This window comes from Amycolatopsis sp. CA-230715 (genome assembly GCF_018736145.1).
GTDB lineage: Bacteria > Actinomycetota > Actinomycetes > Mycobacteriales > Pseudonocardiaceae > Amycolatopsis.
Genome location: NZ_CP059997.1, coordinates 8,255,284 through 8,274,983, shown reverse-complemented (window position 1 = coordinate 8,274,983; position 19,700 = coordinate 8,255,284). Strand labels below are relative to the sequence as shown.

Here is a 19,700-nt window from a genome sequence, read left to right as displayed (position 1 = left end):
TCGGCAGCGGCCAGCCACCCCACCCGACCTCCATGGAGCATCCCTCGGGGCACGAAATGGGACCGAGGTCAAGGTCGCCAGCGGCGCGCGGTCAGTCCAGGGGCAGCGGCAGGATGTTTCCGGTCGCGGCGCGCAGCGCTTTCCGCATCGCTTCGCGTGGCGCGGGCAGGCCGGTGAACTGCTCTGCCTGCCCGAAAGCCTGGTGCAGCAACATGTCCAGCCCGGTCGCCAGCCTGCCACCGCGCGCGGTGACCGCTTCGGCGAACGGGGTCGGCCACGGGTGATAGATCACGTCGAGCACGCACTTCGCCGCGGAAAGCCGGTCGAGGCAAGGGGCCAGCGCGTCCGAGGGCACCGTGCTCACCACGACGGCCGCACCGTCCACTTCGGCCTCGAAGTCCGCTTCGGACCATCGCAGCACGGACACCGACAGCCCGGCTCGCTCGGCCGCGCGCGTCGTCTCCGCCGCGCGGGCCGGATCGCGCACCACCAGGCGAACCTCGTCGATGCCCAGTTCGGCGAGCCCGACCACCGCGGCCGCCGCGGTCCCGCCCGCGCCGAGCACCAGCCCTGTTCCCCCGCCGTCCTGCCGGTAACCGCCCGCGGCGCGCAGTGCGCCGACCACACCGTCCACATCGGTGCAGTCCGCGCGCCAGCCCGATCCGGTGCGCACCAACGTGTTCGCCGCGCCGACCGCGTCCGCGCGCGGGGTCACCTCGGAGGCGAACCCCAGCGCGGCGCGCTTGCCCGGCATGGTCACCGAGAAGCCGGTCCATTCCGGACCGGCGCCGCCGACGAAACCGGGCAGCCCCTCGGCGTCCATCTCGATCCGGTCGTACCGCCAGCCGTCCAGGCCCAGCGCGGCGAACGCGGCCTCGTGCAGCACCGGCGAAAGCGAGTGCGCCACCGGCTTTCCGAGCACGGCCGCCCTGACCTCAGTAGGCACCGCGGGCCAGCGCTTCGGCCACGTTCTTGTCGTGCTCCGCGTTCGTCACGGCGAAGCACGACATCCCGTTCTTGTCGCACTTGACGAAGAACAGCCACTCCCCGTCGGCCGGTTTCTGCGCGGCCGCGATGGCCTCCTTGCTCGGCGCCGAGATCGGGGTCGGTGGCAGGCCGGTGTTCAGGTAGGTGTTGTAGGGGCCAGGGCGGCTGCGGTCGTCACGGTTGGTCCGGACCATCGGCCGGTCGAGCACGTAGTTGACGGTCGAGTCCAGCTCCAGCTTCATGTTCTTCGCGAGCCGGTTGTAGATCACGCGCGAAACCTTCTCGAAGTCCTTCTTGATCCCCTCCCGCTCGATCAGGGAGGCGATGACCAGCGTCTGGTACGGCGTCATGGTGGCCTGCTTCGGCCCGTCGGGGAGCCCGGCTTCCTGCATCCGGTCGGCCGACTCCTTGAACACCGCGCTGAGCAGCTCGGTGGCGTTCCAGCCCGGTTTCACGTCGTAGACGCCCGGCGCGATGAGCCCTTCGATCCGGCGTTTCTTGTCCGTTTTCGCGACCGCGTCGGCGGCCCACTTCGGCACGCCGAGCGCGACGAGATCGCCGTCCTCGGCGACCTTGCGCAGCTCCTCCACCGGCACGCAGGTGCTCGCGCCGTCCAGGTTCGCGCACGACGCCTTCGCCAGCTGCGCGTACACCCCGTCGGTGGTGCTCTGGTCCGGCTGCTTGATGTCGTCGAGCTGGGTGCCCGCGCGAAGCTGCAGCACGCCGACCCGCGCGGTGGGCTGGATGAGCCTGCTGACCGCGCTCGTCCCGGACATCTGCTTCTTGAGCTGGTAGTACCCCGGCTGCACGCTGCGGACCCTGCTGTCGTCCTCGGCGGCCTTCACGAACGCCTTGGGACTCGCCACGACACCCGATTCGGCCAGCCGCGTGCCGATCGCGTTGGTCGAGTCGCCGCCCATGACCTGCACCAGGACGTCGGACGTGCCGTCGCCCTCGAAGTCCTCGTACCCGAAGATCTTGTCGATACCGAACCACGCGCCGCCCGCGAGCAGCGCGATGACCGCGATCGCGGCGACCCAGCCGAACGCCCTGCGCTTCTTCTCGCGGCGGCCGCGCCGCGGCGGGCGGTCGTCGTCGATGTACTCCGGCTCGGCTCGTCGGTCCTCTTCGGACTCATCGTCCTCGTCGTAGTAGTCCTCTTCGGACTCGTCGTACTCGTTGCCGTACTCGTCGAGGAAGCTGTCTTCTTCTTCGTCGTAGAACGAATCGTCGAGTTCGATGACCTCGGTCGGGCGCTCGTCCGGTGGCGGGCCCGCCGGACGGCGACGGCGCGGCGGCGCGGGAGGCGCGACCGCTTCGGGGGGCGGCTCCGCGACGCGATGGCGACGCGGACGCTCGGCGCGCTCCGGCGGGGGCACCGCGCGGTCGGCCCGCGTCGGCCGATCCCTCGGTGCGGGGCGTTCCTGCGCCGCCGGGCGGTCCTGGGGAACCGGACGGTCCTGGGGCACGGCGCGCTCCGGCGGGGCCGGGCGCTCCTGGGGCAGCGGCCGTTCCCGCGGAACGGACCGCTCCTGCGGGGCCGGGCGATCGCGCGGTGCGGGACGGTTCTGCGGTACGGCCTGCTCCTGCGGCGCGGACCGCGGCGCACGCCTGGCCGGAGGAGTCGGCGGAGGCTCCGCGGCGGGCGGCGGCGTCTCGCGGACGCGGCGCTGCGGCTGCCTGTCCTCCGCACGCCGCCGGGGCTGGCGGTCCTCCGGGCGCGCCCTCGGCGGCCGTTCCTCGGCACGGGCCGGTGGCTGACGGTCGTCGGCGCGCCGCGACGGCTGGCGCTCATCCACCCGGCGGCGCGGGATGGGCCGTTCGGGGGCCGCCTGACGGGGCGGCGGGGGCGGCGGTGGCTCGCGGCGACGACGCTTTCCCCCGCCCGAGCGGGGCCCGTCGAAGGGGTCGGTCACGCCTGCCCCTCCCTGTTCCGGTGTGCCGCGCGCCCGTCGAGCCAGGCCTTCAGGATCTCGACGGCGGCCGCCTGATCGACCACGGCGCGCTGCTTGCGGCCCTTCACACCGCGCTGGGACAGCATCCGGGCCGCGGTGACCGTGGTCAAGCGCTCATCGGCGAGCCGCACCGGGCACGGCTCGATCCGCTTCGCGAGTTCGCCCGCGTACGCGACGGCCGCCTGCGCGGCGGGGCCGTGCCGGTCCGCGAGGGTTCGGGGCAGGCCCACGATCACCTCGACCACCTCGTGCTCGGCGACGAGGCGGGATAGCTGGTCGAGGTCGCTGTCGTTCCGATCATCACGGGAGAGGGTAACGAGCGGGGAGGCGAGCATCGGGGCCGGATCGCTCAGCGCGATCCCGACCCGGACAGACCCGACATCGACGGCGAGCCGACGACCGGCGCCGGGGTCGTCGACCCCGGGCCGGTCCGGTCTTGGCGCGGTCACGTAGCCGCGAGCGCGTCACGCAGCGCGACGATGGCGTTGTCCACCCCGGCGGGCTCGGTGCCGCCGCCCTGCGCCATGTCGGGCTTCCCGCCGCCACGGCCGCCGACCGCGGCCGCGAACGACGGCACGAGCTTGCCAGCCGCGAGTCCCTTGTCCCGCGCCGCGGCCGTGGTCGCGACGACGAAGCTCACCTTGTCGCCAGCGGGGGCGAACAGGGCCACCACGCCCGGCCGCGACCCGAGCCTGCCGCGGATCTCCGTGGCGAGCGCGCGCACGCCGTTGGCGTCGACGCCTTCACCGAGCTTCTCGGCGACCAGCGCGATCCCGTTGACGTCCTGCGCCTTCTCGGCGAGAGAGCTCGCCGAACCGAGGACCTGCTGGGTGCGGAGCTGTTCGATCTCCTTCTCCGCGGTGCGGAGCCTGCCGAGCACGTCGTTGATCCGGCCGGGCAGCTCGTCGGTCGGCACCTTGAACGTGCTGGCGAGCTGCGAGACCAGGAGCTGCTCCTTGCGGACGTGGCGCAGCGCGTCGGTGCCGACGAGCGCCTCCACGCGGTGCACACCGGAGCCGATCGACGAGTCGGCGACCAGCTTGACGAGCCCGAGCTGCCCGATGCGCTGGACGTGCGTGCCACCGCACAGCTCGCGCGAGTAGTCGCCCATGTCGACCACGCGGACGTCGTTGCCGTACTTCTCGCCGAACAGCGCGACCGCACCGAGTTCGAGCGCCTTGTCCTTGGTGGTGACGTAGCTGGTGACCTCGACGTCGGTCTGGAGGTAGTCGTTGACCTCCTCCTCGACCGAGGTCAGGATGTCGGCCGACACCGCGCCGCCGGTGGTGAAGTCGAACCGCATGCGGCCGGGCGAGTTCAGCGAACCGGCCTGCGCGGCGCGCTTGCCGTAGGCGCCGCGGACCGCGGCGTGCACCAGGTGCGTCGCCGAGTGCGAGCGCTCGATGGCCATGCGGCGGTGCTGGTCGACCGAACCGGTCAGCTCGGTGTCGATGCCGACCTCGCCCTCGGTCACCTCGACGCGGTGCACGAACAGGCCGGGCACGATCTTCTGCACGTCGTGCACCTTCAGCTCGACGCCGGAGCCGAGCAGCACACCGGTGTCGGCGACCTGGCCCCCGCTTTCGGCGTAGAACGGCGTGCGGTCGAGCACCAGCTCGACCTTCTCGCCCCGCTTCGCGCTGCGCACCGGCACCCCGCCGGAGAGCAGCCCGACGACCTTCGCGGTGGCCTGCAGATCGGTGTACCCGAGGAACTGGGTCTCGCCGCCCTGTTCGAGAAGCTGGCGGTAGACCGAAAGGTCACCGTGGCCGCTCTTGCGGGACGCCGCGTCGGCCTTCGCGCGCTGGCGCTGCTCCTCCATGAGCGTGCGGAAACCGTCTTCGTCGACCGAAAGTCCTTGCTCCGACGCCATTTCCAGGGTCAGGTCGATCGGGAAGCCGTAGGTGTCGTGCAGCTGGAAGGCCTTGTCGCCGGCGAGGATGCCGCCGCCGGACTTCTTCGTCTCCTCGGCGGCGAGGTCGAAGATCCGCGAGCCGCTGGTCAGCGTCGAGAGGAAGGCCTCCTCCTCGATGCGCATCACGTCCTCGATGCGGTCGAACCCGCTGACCAGCTCGGGGTAGGACGGGCCCATCGCGTCGCGCACGACCTTCGCGAACTCCGGCAGCACCGGCTCGTGCACGCCGAGCAGCCGCATCGACCGGACGATCCGGCGCAGCAGGCGGCGCAGCACGTACCCTCGGCCGTCGTTGCCGGGGGTGACGCCATCCCCGATCAGCATCACGCCGGAGCGCGCGTGGTCGGCGACCACGCGGAAGCGCACGTCGTCGACATGGCTCGTGCCGTAGCGGTGGCCGGAGAACTCCTCGGCGCGGGCGATCACCGGGCGCACGAGATCGGTCTCGTAGACGTTCTCGACACCCTGGAGCAGGTAGGCGACCCGCTCGATGCCCATGCCGGTGTCGATGTTCTTCGTCGGCAGCTCACCGAGGACGGGCCCGCCCTTCTTCGGGCTCACCTCGCCCCGGATCTCCTGCATGAACACCAGGTTCCAGATTTCGAGGTACCGGTCCTCGTCGACGACGGGGCCGCCCTCGCGGCCGTACTCCGGCCCGCGGTCGTAGTAGATCTCCGAGCACGGGCCGCCGGGGCCGGGCACGCCCATGTCCCAGTAGTTGTCGTCGGCGCCGCGGTACTGGATGCGCTCCGTCGGCAGGCCGGTGATCTTGCGCCACAGCCCGGCGGACTCGCTGTCGTCCTCGTACACGGTCGCCCACAGGCGAGCGGGATCGAGGCCGAAACCGCCGTCGGAGGTCGGGCGGGTGATCAGCTCCCAAGCCCGCTCGATGGCGCCTTCCTTGAAGTAGTCGCCGAACGAGAAGTTCCCGGCCATCTGGAAGAACGTGTTGTGCCGCGTGGTCTTGCCGACCTCGTCGATGTCCCCGGTGCGCACGCACTTCTGGATGCTCGTGGCGCGCGGGTACGGCGGCGGCACCTCACCGAGGAAGTACGGCTTGAACTGGACCATGCCCGCGTTGACGAACAGCAGGTTCGGGTCGTCGAGGATGAGCGAGGCGCTGGGCACCTTGGTATGGCCCTGGCCCTCGAAGAACTTCAGGAAGCGATCGTTGATCTCGTGTGTTTCCACGGTCTTTCCTTGCGCTGGTGGGCGGTTTGCCCGCGATCGGGGGACGCGAGACGGCGGAGAGCGGACGGCGCGCCGGTGGCGCTCAGCCCTCCGCCCGGCGAGCTCGCCGGGGCCTCGGCGCGGCGTGCCGTCCGTCGGCCCGCGGCGCCGGCATCCCGGTGCGCTCTTCCACCATGTCGTGCAACTCCTGCTCGCGTTCGTTCATGCCCGCGCGGACCTCGGCGCCGAACGAGCCGACCGCACCGGCCAGCTCGCGCACCGCGTCTCCCAGGTTCGAGGCTAACCCCGCCGGAGTCGCCTGACGAGCCGTTTCGGTCGCCTTACGGGACAGTGCGACGCCCGCGACGACACCGACGCCGAGCCAGAACACCCGCTTCATCGCTTCTTGCTCCCCTTGCGGCGCGGGGCCTTGCCCGCCTTCTTCGCCCGGCGCGCCTTGATCGCCTTGCTGATCCCGTAGGACAGCGCGGCGGTCTTCACCAGCGGCCCGCCGAGGGTCGCGGTGAACACCGACGACAGCGCCGAGACGTTGCCCGACACCGCGGCCGCGTTCGAGGTGATCCCGTCGACCCGCTCGAGCTGCGTGTTGACGTGGGTCAGCGTGTCGTTGGCCCCGATCAGCAGCGGATCGGTGCCCTCGTGCGCCTTCCGGATGGCGATCGTCGCCTCGTCGAGCGTGCGGCCCAGCTTGATCAACGGGATCGCCAGCAGCACCACCAGCAGCACGAACGCGCCTGCGGCGATCAACGCGGCGATCTGCCCAGCCGACACGGGCCCTCCTCGACATATCCGGTCACGTGATTGCGGGTCAGGCTACCGCGCGCCGCCTCGTCCGGCCGTACGACCCCGTCGGTCCGGTCACGCAGCGCAGCCACCGCTTCGCAGCGCGCCCGTTTTCTCGTGCTGTGGCATCACCGTCAGCTCTTGGCGACGGCGCGGTAGAGGGCGGCCATGTCCTCGTCTCCGTGCCCGGCGTCGACGACGGTCTTCAGGTGTGCCAGCGCCGCGGCGGCCCCGCCGAGGTCGGCGCGATCACCCGCCGCTTCCAGCACCAGCCGGATGTCCTTGAGCGCGTTGGCCGCGGTGAAGCTCGCCGGGTACTCCCCCGTGCGCATCGCCTTGCCCTTCACGTGGGCGTACCCGGCGTCGAGCGGGCCGCCGGAGATGGCGTCGAAGAAGAGGTCGGGATCGACGTCGAGCGCGTCGGCGAGCGCGACGGCCTCGGCGGTGGCGTTGGTCAGCGCGAGGACCCACGAGTTCGCGACCAGCTTCAGCCTGCTCGCTGCGCCGGGCTCGGTGCCGACCCAGATCGTGCGCGCGCCGACGGCGTCGAACACCGGCGCGCACTTCCCGCGAAGCTCGTCGGGCCCCGACGCGAGCACGATCAGCTTGCCCTGTTCCGCGGGCTGCTTCGTGCCGAGCACCGGGGCGTCGACGAACGGGGCCGCCCCGGCGAGCGCGGCCAGGTCATCCGTCCATCGCAGACCGACCGTGCTCATCTGCAGCCACACCGCGTGCTCGGCGACCGCGCCCTTCGCCTCGTCGTAGGCGGCGCGCACGGCCTCGCCGTCGGCGAGCATCGTCAGCACGAAATCGGCGCCACGCACCACTTCGGTGACCGATTCACCGACTTCGACACTCTGTTCGCGAAGGGGTTCCGCCTTGGCCGTGGTCCGGTTCCAGGCGCGGACCGCGAGCCCGGCCTTCGCCAGGTTCGCCGCCATCGGGCGCCCCATGATCCCGGTGCCCAGCACCGCCACCGTCACAGTCATCAGATCTTTTCTCCCTGGCTTCTTGTGTCGTTCATGTTCTCGGGCAAAGGTTCTTCCCATGCCTGAACTGTCCCGCCGCCACCTGCTCGGCGTCTCCGGTGCCGCACTCGCGGGTTCCCTGCTGCCCCCGTCCGTACACGCCGCGATGGCCGAGCCGATGCGGCGCGGCGGTCTCGACGCCGTCGAGCACGTGATCGTGCTGATGCAGGAGAACCGGTCGTTCGACCACTACTTCGGCAGCCTGCGCGGCGTGCGCGGCTTCGCCGACGCGCACCCGCTCGAACTGCCCGACGGCCACCCGGTGTTCTCCCAGCCCGATCCGGCCGGTGGGCGCGTCGGGCCGTTCTCGCTGCGCAAGGAAGCCGCACGCGAGGGCCGCGCGGCGTCGGACATCCAGTACCTCGGCGATCTCGACCACAGCTGGGGCGGCACCGGCAAGGCGTGGGGCCGCGGCTGGAACAACGGCTGGATCGGCGCGAAGAGCGCGGCGACCATGACGTACTACGACCGCGCCGACATCGCGCTGCAGTACGAACTGGCCGACACGTTCACCCTGTGCGACGCCTACCACTGCTCCATCTTCGGCTCCACGAACCCGAACCGCACTTTCTTGTGGAGCGGCAAGGTCGGCTACGAACCGGGCAGCACGAAACGAGCCGTGACGAACGCCGCCTACGACTACAACCACGCCGGGTACGACTGGACCACCTACCCCGAGCGGCTCGAAGCGGCGCGCGTGCCATGGCAGATCTACCAGGAGTGGGACAACTTCACCGACAACGCGGTGGAGTACTTCGTGCCGTTCAAGAAGGTCGGCAAGAAGATCCTGTCCGCTGTGGACGGTGGGTACCGCACGACGGAGGAGTTCTACACCGCGGTGCTCGAAGCTCCCGCCGAGAAGCGCAAGGGAATGCTCACGCAGTTCGAGGCCGGGGTGGCGAAGCTGACGCCCGCCGAGCAAAGCTTGTTCAAGCGCGCGATGTTCCGCAGCGAGCCGGAAACCCTCGTCGCACGGCTGCGCGCGGACATCAAGGCGCGCGCGCTACCGAAGGTGAGCTGGCTCGTTCCGTCCGCTGTGGACTCCGAGCACCCCGGCGCGTCCACCCCGGTCGGCAGCGCGAACCTGATCTACGACGTGCTCGACGCGATCGCCTCGGACCGCGAAACCTGGTCGAAAACGGTGCTGCTGATCAACTTCGACGAGAACGACGGCTACTTCGACCACGTGCCGCCGCCGGTGCCGCCCGCGACCGCGCCGAACGACGACGACCACTTCGACGGCCAGCCGCTCGGGCTCGGCCCGCGCGTGCCGATGACCGTGGTGTCGCCGTGGACGGTCGGCGGGTTCGTCGATTCGACGGTGTACGACCACACTTCGGTGCTGCGGCTGCTGGAGAAGTGGACCGGCGTGCGGGAGCCGAACATCAGCGCGTGGCGGCGCACCGTCGCGGGTGATCTCACCGGTGCGTTCGACTTCTCGCGCGCTTCGCGCCCGCCGAAGCCCGCCCACCCCGGCCCGGTCCCCGCGCCGATCAGCCGGTGGCACCCGAAGGCACCGTCCGAAGTGGAGCTTCCGGAAACCGAACCGGGCGACCGGCCCGCCCGCGCACTCCCCTACCAGGCTTCGGTGTCGGGCGCGGTGGACTCCGCCGGGCGGCTCGCGCTGACGCTGGCGAACGAAGGCCGCGCGGCCGCGCACTTCGCGATCTACCCGTACCGCGGCGAGTTCGGCGAACCCGCGCACCGGGACGTGACCGGCACGGCGACCGAGCCGGTGCCGCTGCACGGCGACGCCTACCGCGTCGTGGTGCAGGGCCCGAACCGCGGCTGGTGGGAACTGGCGGGCAGCCGCTCCGGGATCGGCGCCGGGGTCGACGTGCGAACCCGGTTCCCCCGCTTCCGTTCGGGCGTCGAGTTCACCGTGACGAACGCGGGCCGCGCCGCGGTGACCGTCCGGCTGACGGCCACCCGGTTCTCCCGCAGCACACGAGTCGTCCGGGTACCCGCCGGACGCTCGGCGCAGATCGCCTGGCCCAGCTCGCGCGGCTGGTACGACGCGAAGGTCACCGTGGACGGCGACGCCGCGTTCCTGCGCACCCTGACCGGACGGGTCGAAGACGGGCGTCCCGGCGTGTGCGGCTGAGCATCGGAGACCACGACCGGCGACTCAACTTACGGTACCGTAGGTTCGTGTTCGTCTAGTGGAAAGGAACGGTTTCGGCCATGGGGGCACCTTCGACGAGCCTGAACCCGTCGCCGGTCGGCGGCGGCCGCAAACCGCTGTCCGGTGCGGAGAAGACCAACGGCAAGATGGCACTGATCTACCTCTTCCTGCTCGTCCCGCTGGCCGCGCTGGTCGCCGCGGTACCGCTGGCGTGGGGATGGGGGCTCAGCTGGGTCGACGTCGGGCTGTCGGTGTTCTTCTTCTACTTCACCGGTCTCGGCGTGACCATCGGCTACCACCGGCACTTCACGCACGGTTCGTTCAAGGCCAGGAAGGGCCTCCGGGTGGTGCTGGCCATCGCGGGCAGCATGGCGGTGCAGATGAACCCGGTCATGTGGGTGGCGACGCACCGCCGCCACCACGCCTTCGCCGACAAGGAGGGCGATCCGCACTCGCCGTGGTTGTTCGGTACCGGGATCACCGCGCTGCTGAAGGGTTTCTGGCACGCGCACATGGGCTGGAACTTCAACCGCGACACCACCAACACCACCCGGTTCGCCCCGGACCTGCTCGCCGATCGGACGATCGTCCGCATCTCCAAGCAGTTCCCGCTCTACATCGCGCTGTCCTTCCTGCTCCCGGCCGTGCTCGGGGGGCTGCTCACGATGTCGTGGTGGGGCGCGCTGACCGCGTTCTTCTGGGCGGGGCTGGTCCGCGTCGCCTTCCTCCACCACGTCACGTGGTCCACCAACTCGATCTGCCACCTGCTCGGTGAGCGGCCGTTCGCGAGCAGGGACAAGGCCGCCAACTTCTGGCCGCTGGCGATCCTGTCCTTCGGCGAGTCGTGGCACAACTTGCACCACGCCGATCCCACCTCGGCGCGGCACGGCGTCCTACGCGGCCAGCTCGACACTTCGGCGAGGCTGATTTGGGTTTTCGAGAAGTTCGGCTGGGCGCACGACGTGCGCTGGCCGACACCGCACCGGCTGGCCAAGATCACCGCCGGGCAGTAGCCGTGGTGCCGGCGAAGCAATCGCTTCGCCGGCACCACGGCTCACAACCGCAACTGCGGCCAGGCGCTGATGTCGCGCAGGAGCTGGCGGTCGTGGCTCGCGATCACCACCGTCGCCGCGGTGCCGCCGAGCGCTTCAGTGAGTTCGTCGACGAGTGCGGGCGAAAGGTGGTTGGTCGGTTCGTCGAGCAGCACCGCGTGCGGCCGGGACGCGAGCAGCACCGCGAGGTCGAGGCGCCGTTGCTGCCCGATCGAGAGTTCCGCGACCGGGCGGCCGGTGTCCCGCGCCCGCAGCAGGCCGAGTTCGCTGAGCGACACGTGCGAACCGGCGGCCGCGGCCGCCGCCGCGTAGACATCGGCTGCCCTCCGCCGCGACGGCGCGGGTGATTCCTGTGCCAGCAAACCGATCCGCGCGCCGTTGCGGTGCGACACCGCGCCCGAGCTCGGTTCCAGCCGCCGCGCGAGCAAGCCGAGCAGGCTCGACTTCCCTGAACCGTTCGCGCCGGTGATGACCAGGCGGTCGCCCGAGCGCAGCACGACCGAACACGGGCTGTCGAGCCTTCCTTCGAGCGTGACCTCTTCCGCGCGCAGCAACGTCGCGCCCGCTTTGACCGGCAGCGGCGGCAGGCTCATCCGCAACGGCGGTTCGGGCACGTCGACGGTGTGGTCGGCGAGCGCCTCCTGGCGGCGGTGGACCGCGCGGACCAGTGCGGGCGCGCGGGTCGCCCTGGTGTGCTTGCCGGTCCCCTTTTCCGGACGCCAGCCGGTGGAAAGCCGGTTCTGCGCCGCGGAAAGGTCGTCGGCGAGCTGCTGGTGCCGTCGCCGCTGTTCCTGGTACGCCGCTTCCCACCGCTCGCGCTCGGCGAGCCTGCCCTCGCGGTAACCCGCGTAACCGCCGCCGTAGGTGCGCGGCCGCCCGTCGCTGGTCGGGTCGAGGTCGAGCACCGCCGTGACGACGTCCGCGAGCAGCGCGCGATCGTGGCTGACCAGCACCACACCGCCCGGGTACTCGCGCAACCGTTCGGTCAGGTACGCGAGCCCTGCCGCGTCGAGGTGGTTGGTCGGCTCGTCGAGCAGGAGCAGGTCGTGCCGCGCGCCGAGCAAGCACGCCAGCCGGACCCGGTAGCGCTGCCCGACCGACAGGGTCGCCAGCCGCCTGCTCCGGTCGTCGACGGCATCGAGTGCGGCGAGCGAGACCTCGACCCTGCGATCGGCGTCCCACGCGTCGATGGCTTCGGCCGCCGCGAGCGCGTCGGCGAAAGCCTCTTCGGCGCCCGGGGCCGCTTCGGTCAACGCTTCGGTGGCGCGCTCGAAATCGGCGAGAACGGCTTTGGTGGTCGCGAGTTCGACGTCGATGAGGTCGCCGACGGTGCGTTCGTCGTCGACGGGCATCTCCTGCTCGGCGAACCCGAGCGTGCCGACGCGGTGCACCGAACCGGCGTCGGGGCTCAGGCGCGCGGCGAGCAGCCTCAGCAAGGTCGTCTTGCCACGGCCGTTCTCGCCGACGACGCCGAGCCTGACCCCGGCGGAGACGGTGACGTCGACACCGGTGAGCACGACGCGATCGCCGAGCGCGACATGGAGACCGGTGGCGTTGAGCTGCGCGTGAGAGCGCACGGACAGGACTGGTGTGGTGGACATGGTTCCTCCGGACGCGGACCGGCGAGGCCCGCGGGAAAGTGCGAATGCGGATGACGACGGCCGCGGCCGCACCGGGCTTGAAGCGCCGGGGCCGCGGGGTCCGCGATCAGAGGAAGAAGTAGTGCACGGCGGAACCGTAACAGCGGCTGGCGAACGCGCCAACATCTTTTAGGCCACCCGGCCTACTGGCGAGCACAACACGACGTTAGTCGGTTTCCCACCGGACGCGGAGTCGGCAAGATGTTGCCCGGCAAGGTGTTCACGGACCGTATCGAACCGGAGTCCGTCTGTGCTTCCTGGACTGGTCTCCCGTGCGATTTTCCCACCCCCAGGAGGAAAAGCATGCGACTGACACGTTCCAGGCTCGGCGTCCTCGGCGTCGCCTCGTTCGGCGCGCTGGCACTCGGCATGAGCGCACTGCCCGCGGCGACCGCCGCGATGGACCCGGCCGCGATGCTGAGCAGCCTGGGCTCGGCGACCGGTGGTCAGTACATCGACGACGCGGGCAACACCGTGGTGACGGTGCTGAACGGCGCCGACGCCGCCAAGGTGCGCTCCGCGGGCGTGACCACGAAGGTGGTGCGGCACAGCCTCGACCAGCTGACCGGGGCGAAGCAGCGCCTCGACGCCACCGGCGGCGTGCAGAACGCGGGCTGGGGCCTTGACATCGCGCGCAACCAGGTCGTCCTCGACGTCTACGACGCCACCCCCGCGGCGCAGCGGACCCAGTTGCTCGACACCGCCAAGCAGTACGGCGACATGGTGCGCGTCGAGCAGCACGCGGGCGCGATGTCGTTGTTCATCAAGGGCGGCGACGAAATCACGAACGGCCGCGGGTACTGCTCCAACGGGTTCAACGTGGAGAAGGACGGCAAGAAGCTGATCCTGTCCGCGGGGCACTGCGAGAAGCTCGGCGGCGGCGGCCCGTGGAACGACGGCAAGACCGTCGACTTCAAGTTCCCCGACGAGGACAACATGCTCGCGGAGAACGCCTCCGGCGAGGGGCCGAGCGAGATCAACGACGGCACCAAGATCACCGAGTTCGCGGACGCGACGGTCGGTGAGCAGATGAAGCGCGCCGGGCGCACCTCGGGCGTGACCTCGGGCAAGGTCACCAAGGTCGACTACACGTTCTCGGCCGAGGGCTACACGGTCTACCACGAGTTCTGCACGACGGCGAAGTCCGCCGGCGGCGACTCCGGCGGCCCGGCGTACGACGGCGGCAAGGGCCTCGGCACCCTGTCCGGTGGCGACGGCTCCACCTCGTGCTTCTTCCCGACGACGCTGTCGGTGAAGCGGTACGGCGTGACGCTGCCGAAGTAAGTTCTCTTCTGGTTTTCGGTGCCGCTGCGGGGATCTTTCCTCGCAGCGGCACCTTCTTTTGTGCTTCCGGGCGGCGTGGGCGGGCGATGCGCGGGCGGCGCGCGGGTCCCCGAAGGCCACCTTCGGGGACTCTAGCGCCACTTTCTCGGCCCTCGCGGGCGCGCGGGCGAGGCTGCGCATGCCCCGAAGGTGGCCTTCGGGGCGTCTAGCGCCGCAAACTCCCCCCTCACAACGGGCGGCGCGGCGATGCCCGTGCCCCGAAGGTGGCTTTCGGGGACCTGAGCGCCCCGAAGGTCACCTTCGGGGCATGAGGAAGGCGCCCGCGGCAGCGGTGAAGGCGGACCACGCCTGGTGATCGAAGGCTAGGAGGCCGCTGTGCGGCGCTTTTGAGTCCCGCACAGCGATGATAGCGGCACCAGTGAGGCCCACCTCGACGCAGTTGTCGTTGTTCGCGCCGCCGCTATAGCTGCTCTTGCGCCACAGGACGTTAACCGGGTCCACCCTGCTCGCCTCTTCCAAGCTCGTGTCACATCTCGATGATCATCCGCTCGATCAGGGCAATCGTGCGCTGTTCGTCCAACGCCAGATCAGCCAGATGGTCGAACACGACCCTAGCAGCGCGCACCTCTTCCACTTTCTCGACTTGCAAGGAACCAAACCCGTAGGCCACGTAGGCGATGTCCGGCTCAACGGGGTCGGGAAAGCCGACTACGGCGAAGTTGCTGTACAACCCTTCATGCGAGCCGAGGTCGATGGGCAAGACCTGCACAGTCACGTTCGGCAGCGCGGACAAGGCAACGATGTGTTTGAGCTGGGAACGATCGCACGGTGGCCGCCGCAGCGCCGATTCATCGATGAGCGCCCGCACTCGCAGCACTGGTTGCTCCACGAGCCGCCGCTGGCGCCTCAGACGAACGGCGATTTGGTTTTCGAGGTGTTTTCCGCGAAACGGTTCCCGTGTGGCCGCAAAGGTCGCTCTCATGTACCCCTCGTCCTGCAAGATGCCAGGTACGAAGCCCAGCTCGTAGGTGCGTACTACCGATGCCTCCGCCTCCACCGGTACGAAACCTCGATCGTCCAGGCCGAAGGCGTGCCACCAGCCCTTTTCCTTGGCGTGGTCGTACATCCGCACGTAGTGGTCGTAGTCGTTGGTGATCACGCCGTAGCGGTCCAGCAGGGCCATGAAGTCGTTGTAGGACGGGTACTGGCCGTTCTCGATGCGCGAGAGCTTCGGCTTCGAGATCCGGATCGGTTCCCCGGCGTCCTCCAGGCTCATCCCGGCCGCCTCGCGCAGGCGCTTCAGCGTTCGCCCCAGCGCACGCCGCCGGTAGGTGGACCCAACCCGCTCACCCACGTGCCCTCACCCCTCGCCGCGACATGATCACGAATCGTAAGCCGGAACGTCCTAAGTGGAAACGTTTCACTTCGGCGTGTTTCCGCGCCGGAATCCGGCGTTCATCCTTCCGCCATGGATGGGTATCCCCACGAACTCGAATACCGGCGCGAGCACGCGAAGGGGATTCGTGAACTCGCGTACGTCGAACTCGTCGACGACATGGGATTCACGATGGAGCATCGCGCGGAACTGCGTGAGCGCTGGGCTGTTCGTTACGCGACGGCGTGTGCCGAGGACTTCCTCGCCCGGCAGCGCGCGAAGCCCGGCCGCTTCGTCGTGAGCGTGTACCGGCTCCGTCCCGAGGAACCGCGCCACCACCTGATCACCATCCGGCTGACTTGGCCGCCCCCGAAAACGAAGAAAGCGAGCACTTCCGCGTGACCGACGACTACCACGACCGCACCGCGAGCACCTTCTACACGATGCAGGCTTTCCTCATCGACTGTTTCGCCGACGAACGCCACGCCATCGGCGAAGCGCTCGAAACGATCGTCTCCTGCACGGAAGACCTCCTCTTCGTCATCGAGCGCATCGAGCACGCGGACGTCGACACCGTGCCCCACGTCCGGCGCTACCGCGAACGCGTCTACAGCGAACTCACCCGCGCCTACCGGCGAGACCCGCACTACGACCCGGTCTGGGACACCAACTGGCCCGAATTCGCACGACCGGGCCACCACGAACATGGTTGAGTGGGACCCATGCTGCCCTGGGAAGGCGAACTCGCCGGAAGAATCGACCGCCACACCTTCGACTCGGCTCTGCTGCGCGGCAACCCGCTCGGCGATCCGCACGAACGCCCGCTCTGGGTGTACGTCCCGCCCGGCTACGACGATTCGACCACCCGCTACCCCACCGTGTACGTCATCCAGGGCTACACCGGGCACCTTTCGATGTGGGCCAACCGCGTGGCCTACCGGCAGCCGTTCCCGGAGACCGCGGACGCGGTGTTCGCCGACGGCACGCTGCCCGGGTGTGTGCTCGTCTTCGTCGACGCGTGGACGGCGGTCGGCGGGTCGCAGTTCGTGAACTCGCCCGGTACCGGCGAGTACCACTCGTACCTGTGCGACGAGATCGTCCCGTGGGTCGACGCGCACTACCGGACGATCGCGGACCGGGAATCCCGCGCGATCTCGGGCAAGTCCTCGGGCGGGTTCGGCGCGATGATCACGCCGATGCTGCGCCCCGACGTGTTCGGCGCGCTGGCCACCCACGCCGGTGACAGCCTCTACGAACTGAGCTACATCCCCGACTTCGGCAAGGCTGTCCGCGGGCTGCGCGCCTACGACGGCGACATCCAGCGCTGGTGGGACGACTTCCGGTCACGCCCGTCGTTCACCAAACCGGATGACGACGTCCTCCTGATGATGCTCGGTATTTCGGCGTGCTTTTCCGCGCGCGAGGACGGCACGCCGGAGCTGCCGTTCGACCCGGTGACCGGCGTTCTGCGCCAGGAAGCCTGGCAGCGGTGGCTGGACTGGGACCCCGTGCGCATGGTGCCGAAGTACGCCGAGGCCGTTCGCTCGCTGCGCGCCGTCTGGATCGACGCGGGCACGCGGGACGAATGGTTCCTCGACGTCGGCGCCGAAGCGTTCCGCGCGGAGATACTGACGGCGGGCCTGCCCGAAGACCGCGTCTACTTCGAACTGTTCGACGCCACGCACGGCGCCATCGACTACCGCTACCCGCTCGCCCTGAAGTGGCTGGCGGAGCGGTTGAAACGCTGATGGCCGTCGAGATCGTCTACGAGACCCATTCGCTGACCACGGACAACGAAAACGGCATCGCGAGCGGCTGGCTGCCGGGTGCGCTTTCCGCGCGCGGGAAGCAGTTCGCCGCAGAACTCGGCGACCGCCGCCGTGTTCGTTTCCGACTTGCGGCGCGCGGTGGAGACCGCGCGAATCGCTTTCAGCGGTGCCGAATTGCCCGTGCACCAAGACGTTCGCCTGCGCGAGTGCGACTACGGTGAGCTGAACGGCTGCCCGGTCGCGGACCTGGCGGGAAAGCGGGCGCGGCACATCGACGACCCGTTTCCCGGCGGCCAGAGCTACCGGCAGGTCATCCAGGCCACGAGCGAGTTCCTGCACGACCTCGCCGCGAGCTGGTCCGGGCGGCGGGTTCTCGTGATCGCCCATTCGGCCAACAAGTGGGCGTTGGACTGCCTGCTGACCGGCGCGGCGATCGAAGACCTCGTCGACGCCCCGTTCGGCTGGCGGGAGGGCTGGCACTACACCCTCCCCGACCGCTGGTGCTGACCGTCGCTTGTGCGGCGTCGGCGGTCGTCGCGTGCACATCCGACCATGCGAAGCGCAACCCTTGCGACGCAAGCAATCGCACACCGGACACGCTGCACAACGCGGCAGACACCTTTCACCTCTCCGTTCGCTCGCCGTCGACGAGACGAACTCCGGAGCCCCGCGCGTACTCGTGGTCGCTGCTGTTCTTTGACGGACGCACCCATTCCCGCATGCTTCAAAGCGGAGCTGTATAGGTCGTTATACAGAAATCCGGGTGCATCGCCAGATGACCGTCGCGGTGTACGGCCACAGCTTCTGGTAGATCTCGGTGCAGTTCCCGAATCCCGCGGCGGTCGCCTGGCGCCGCGCGTCGTCACGGGCGTAGTAGAGCTGCAACCCGAAGTCGCTGCTCCCCTCGCCGCGGAAGTCCCTCGTTTCAGTGGCCGCCGCCGCGGGCGCGCTCACCAAGCACGCGGCGACGATCAAGCCGGTAGCGACAGCTCTTCTGTGCACAGGACATCACCTCGACCGTCGAGCGTATCGGCCGGATTTCATGATTTTCGGTGCCGTGCGAGGGAATTCCGTACTCCGGATAGCCGAAGACATCCTCGATCCGCGATCATGCGAGGGTGACCGACGCGAACGATCAGCACCCAGGCGGATGCCACTGCCCCCGTGGTGGTACCGGTCGCCGCGGCGGTAGTCGCGGCCACCGCCGTCGTGGTGCTGATCGCCTTGTGGCGCTGGATCGATGGCCTCGCCTTGGCCGACCCGAAAAAGAAGGCGGCAGCGGACCCAGGAGCTGGAGCTGGCGGCCAGGCACGCCGAACTGGCCCAGCGCGACCGGGTTCAAGCCCACGCCGAGCGCGTCGCCGAGACCAACCGGCTGCACGCCGAGCGGACCGCCGCCGACGCCAGGGTCGACGCCGAGGCGCGTCGGATCACCGAGTTGTACATCAAGGCCAGCGAACAGCTCGGATCGGACAAGGCGCCGGTCCGCATGGCCGGGTTCTACGCACTCGAACGCCTGGCTCAGGACAACGAGGGACAACGGCAGACCGTGGTCGACGTGCTGTGCGCCTACCTGCGGATGCCCTACGGCGACCACGCTCAGGAACGCGAGGTGCGGCTCACCGGTCTGGGCGTCCTCGAATCCCACCTGCGTCCCGGCGACGATCCCGACCACTCGCTCGACACGTTCTGGCGAGACATCGACCTCAACCTGAGCCGGTGCCGGGTCCGCACCCGCCCGGTTCACCGGCGCGACCCTCACCGGGCAGACCTGGTGCGCCAGCGCGACGTTCGCCGGGCTCGCCCGGTTCGACGACGCTCACTCGGACCACGGGACGTGCACGAGTGACTCCGGCCGTAGCGGCCACTCCGCGGAGGTGAGGCTGAACCGGTCGTCGTACGGGTACCGGTCGTGCTCGTCGGCCGGGAGCGGGTCGCGGACGAAACAACGGTGCAGCACCAGTTCCCGGCGTTGGTCCAGCGGATCCTCGATACCCTCTGGCCACCCGTACCGGGCCGCCGGAGGATCGTGAGCGATGTCCACCTCACCGTCCCAGTTGAAGTGCAGGCCCTCCTCGTCGGCGTAGAACCGGGCGAAGCGCGTTCGCCACTGCGAGTTCGAATCCCAGGCGCGCACCCCGGCCCGGCTGAACAGCAGGTCGCCAAACCACAACACCTCCTCCACGGTCACGCTCGTCGCGGACGGATCCTGCACCACGGCGAAGATTTCGTGGTGGAACGGGGAAAACGCCTCGGCGTGCTCGAACGGGGTCAGCCCGACTCCCGAGAAGAACTCCGTGTGCACCGCGATCCCGGCCGACGGGTCTCTTTGCGAGCGGAACAGTTCGATCAGGTAGTCGTTGGTCCGGCCGAGCCCGTGCAGCTTCATGATCCGCCACAGTCGCTCGTCGTCCCCGGTGTACCCGTCGGCGGGTATCCGTTCCCGTTTGCGCAGCGGCGCCAGCTCGGCCAGGTGCTCGGCTACCGCCACCCGCTGACCGTTCAGGTACGCCCGGCACCCGTCATCGTGCTCGAGCAAACCCTTCGTACAGCTGACGGAAATAACCCCAGTCGAGTTCCACGGCGCGATCATCAC

Annotated in this window: 20 protein-coding genes; 8 read left to right on the top strand and 12 right to left on the bottom strand. The window is 69.7% G+C overall.

The genetic code is table 11. The features are described from left to right. Positions 1 to 91: 91 nt before the first annotated feature. The 7 genes from HUW46_RS38965 to HUW46_RS38935 form a co-directional block, all read right to left on the bottom strand. The gene (locus HUW46_RS38965; protein WP_256451398.1) at positions 92 to 946 is read right to left on the bottom strand and encodes a shikimate dehydrogenase; all 855 of its coding nucleotides are present in this window, start codon (positions 944 to 946) and stop codon (positions 92 to 94) included. Next, positions 936 to 2,903 carry an endolytic transglycosylase MltG gene (gene mltG, locus HUW46_RS38960; RefSeq protein WP_254125375.1) on the bottom strand — a complete coding sequence of 656 codons (1,968 nt, stop codon included), beginning with the start codon at positions 2,901 to 2,903 and terminating at the stop codon, positions 936 to 938. Before mltG ends, HUW46_RS38965 begins: the two co-directional genes overlap by 11 nt. Beyond that, complete coding sequence (gene ruvX / locus HUW46_RS38955; protein ID WP_215543695.1) at positions 2,900 to 3,391, bottom strand: Holliday junction resolvase RuvX; 492 nt, start codon at positions 3,389 to 3,391, stop codon at positions 2,900 to 2,902. Before ruvX ends, mltG begins: the two co-directional genes overlap by 4 nt. Then, positions 3,388 to 6,048: an alanine--tRNA ligase gene (gene alaS, locus HUW46_RS38950; RefSeq protein WP_215543694.1), complete on the bottom strand. Its 2,661-nt coding sequence runs from the start codon at positions 6,046 to 6,048 to the stop codon at positions 3,388 to 3,390. Before alaS ends, ruvX begins: the two co-directional genes overlap by 4 nt. 82 nt (positions 6,049 to 6,130) lie before the next feature. Continuing rightward, entirely contained in the window at positions 6,131 to 6,427 is a 297-nt protein-coding gene (locus HUW46_RS38945) for a hypothetical protein (protein WP_215543693.1), read from the bottom strand. Further along, entirely contained in the window at positions 6,424 to 6,819 is a 396-nt protein-coding gene (locus tag HUW46_RS38940) for a DUF948 domain-containing protein (RefSeq protein WP_215543692.1), read from the bottom strand. Before HUW46_RS38940 ends, HUW46_RS38945 begins: the two co-directional genes overlap by 4 nt. Before the next feature lie 146 nt (positions 6,820 to 6,965). Continuing rightward, on the bottom strand, positions 6,966 to 7,820 hold the full coding sequence (locus HUW46_RS38935) for an NAD(P)-dependent oxidoreductase (protein WP_254125373.1): 855 nt from the start codon (positions 7,818 to 7,820) through the stop codon (positions 6,966 to 6,968). Between the two features lie 58 nt (positions 7,821 to 7,878). On the opposite strand from HUW46_RS38935, the gene HUW46_RS38930 reads away from it, so the two are divergent. Continuing rightward, on the top strand, positions 7,879 to 9,963 hold the full coding sequence (locus HUW46_RS38930) for a phosphocholine-specific phospholipase C (RefSeq protein WP_215543690.1): 2,085 nt from the start codon (positions 7,879 to 7,881) through the stop codon (positions 9,961 to 9,963). An 80-nt stretch (positions 9,964 to 10,043) separates the two neighbouring features. Next, the gene (locus HUW46_RS38925) at positions 10,044 to 10,997 is read left to right on the top strand and encodes an acyl-CoA desaturase (protein WP_215543689.1); all 954 of its coding nucleotides are present in this window, start codon (positions 10,044 to 10,046) and stop codon (positions 10,995 to 10,997) included. 41 nt (positions 10,998 to 11,038) lie between these two features. Here HUW46_RS38925 and HUW46_RS38920 read toward each other — a convergent pair whose 3' ends face one another. Beyond that, positions 11,039 to 12,637 carry an ATP-binding cassette domain-containing protein gene (locus HUW46_RS38920; protein ID WP_215543688.1) on the bottom strand — a complete coding sequence of 533 codons (1,599 nt, stop codon included), beginning with the start codon at positions 12,635 to 12,637 and terminating at the stop codon, positions 11,039 to 11,041. Positions 12,638 to 12,979: 342 nt separating this feature from the next. Here HUW46_RS38920 and HUW46_RS38915 point away from each other — a divergent pair, with 342 nt between their 5' ends. Continuing rightward, positions 12,980 to 13,960, top strand: coding sequence for a S1 family peptidase (locus HUW46_RS38915; protein ID WP_215543687.1), 981 nt, complete (start codon positions 12,980 to 12,982; stop codon positions 13,958 to 13,960). Between the two features lie 294 nt (positions 13,961 to 14,254). Here HUW46_RS38915 and HUW46_RS38910 read toward each other — a convergent pair whose 3' ends face one another. Further along, positions 14,255 to 14,461, bottom strand: a complete 207-nt coding sequence (locus HUW46_RS38910) for a DUF397 domain-containing protein (RefSeq protein ID WP_215543686.1) — start codon at positions 14,459 to 14,461, stop codon at positions 14,255 to 14,257. Between the two features lie 25 nt (positions 14,462 to 14,486). Continuing rightward, on the bottom strand, positions 14,487 to 15,314 hold the full coding sequence (locus HUW46_RS38905; protein WP_215543685.1) for a helix-turn-helix domain-containing protein: 828 nt from the start codon (positions 15,312 to 15,314) through the stop codon (positions 14,487 to 14,489). A gap of 114 nt (positions 15,315 to 15,428) precedes the next feature. On the opposite strand from HUW46_RS38905, the gene HUW46_RS38900 reads away from it, so the two are divergent. From HUW46_RS38900 to HUW46_RS38885, 4 genes are all read left to right on the top strand, one after another. Beyond that, positions 15,429 to 15,737: a hypothetical protein gene (locus HUW46_RS38900; protein ID WP_215543684.1), complete on the top strand. Its 309-nt coding sequence runs from the start codon at positions 15,429 to 15,431 to the stop codon at positions 15,735 to 15,737. Continuing rightward, the gene (locus tag HUW46_RS38895; RefSeq protein WP_215543683.1) at positions 15,734 to 16,048 is read left to right on the top strand and encodes a hypothetical protein; all 315 of its coding nucleotides are present in this window, start codon (positions 15,734 to 15,736) and stop codon (positions 16,046 to 16,048) included. The genes HUW46_RS38900 and HUW46_RS38895 overlap by 4 nt, the downstream gene beginning before the upstream one ends. Before the next feature lie 9 nt (positions 16,049 to 16,057). After that, positions 16,058 to 17,083 (top strand): alpha/beta hydrolase, encoded by a 1,026-nt coding sequence (locus HUW46_RS38890; protein ID WP_215543682.1) that lies wholly within the window; start codon positions 16,058 to 16,060, stop codon positions 17,081 to 17,083. A 132-nt stretch (positions 17,084 to 17,215) separates the two neighbouring features. Next, entirely contained in the window at positions 17,216 to 17,611 is a 396-nt protein-coding gene (locus tag HUW46_RS38885) for a histidine phosphatase family protein (protein ID WP_215543681.1), read from the top strand. Positions 17,612 to 17,851: 240 nt separating this feature from the next. Here HUW46_RS38885 and HUW46_RS38880 read toward each other — a convergent pair whose 3' ends face one another. After that, entirely contained in the window at positions 17,852 to 18,106 is a 255-nt protein-coding gene (locus HUW46_RS38880; protein WP_254125371.1) for a hypothetical protein, read from the bottom strand. Positions 18,107 to 18,344: 238 nt separating this feature from the next. Between HUW46_RS38880 and HUW46_RS49145 the strand changes: the two genes are divergently transcribed. Beyond that, positions 18,345 to 18,953 (top strand): hypothetical protein, encoded by a 609-nt coding sequence (locus HUW46_RS49145; protein WP_442860882.1) that lies wholly within the window; start codon positions 18,345 to 18,347, stop codon positions 18,951 to 18,953. Here HUW46_RS49145 and HUW46_RS38870 read toward each other — a convergent pair. Further along, entirely contained in the window at positions 18,924 to 19,595 is a 672-nt protein-coding gene (locus HUW46_RS38870; RefSeq protein ID WP_215543680.1) for a hypothetical protein, read from the bottom strand. The genes HUW46_RS49145 and HUW46_RS38870 overlap by 30 nt on opposite strands. Positions 19,596 to 19,700: the final 105 nt, after the last annotated feature.

What these genes read in the sequence shown, in the direction of transcription:
- HUW46_RS38920 (WP_215543688.1), bottom strand. Translation starts at nt 12,637, where the DNA reads ATGTCCACCACACCAGTCCTGTCCGTGCGCTCTCACGCGCAGCTCAAC.
- HUW46_RS38935 (WP_254125373.1), bottom strand. Translation starts at nt 7,820, where the DNA reads ATGACTGTGACGGTGGCGGTGCTGGGCACCGGGATCATGGGGCGCCCG.
- HUW46_RS49145 (WP_442860882.1), top strand. Translation starts at nt 18,345, where the DNA reads ATGGCCTCGCCTTGGCCGACCCGAAAAAGAAGGCGGCAGCGGACCCAG.
- HUW46_RS38900 (WP_215543684.1), top strand. Translation starts at nt 15,429, where the DNA reads ATGGATGGGTATCCCCACGAACTCGAATACCGGCGCGAGCACGCGAAG.
- HUW46_RS38930 (WP_215543690.1), top strand. Translation starts at nt 7,879, where the DNA reads ATGCCTGAACTGTCCCGCCGCCACCTGCTCGGCGTCTCCGGTGCCGCA.
- HUW46_RS38915 (WP_215543687.1), top strand. Translation starts at nt 12,980, where the DNA reads ATGCGACTGACACGTTCCAGGCTCGGCGTCCTCGGCGTCGCCTCGTTC.
- HUW46_RS38945 (WP_215543693.1), bottom strand. Translation starts at nt 6,427, where the DNA reads ATGAAGCGGGTGTTCTGGCTCGGCGTCGGTGTCGTCGCGGGCGTCGCA.
- HUW46_RS38890 (WP_215543682.1), top strand. Translation starts at nt 16,058, where the DNA reads ATGCTGCCCTGGGAAGGCGAACTCGCCGGAAGAATCGACCGCCACACC.
- HUW46_RS38925 (WP_215543689.1), top strand. Translation starts at nt 10,044, where the DNA reads ATGGGGGCACCTTCGACGAGCCTGAACCCGTCGCCGGTCGGCGGCGGC.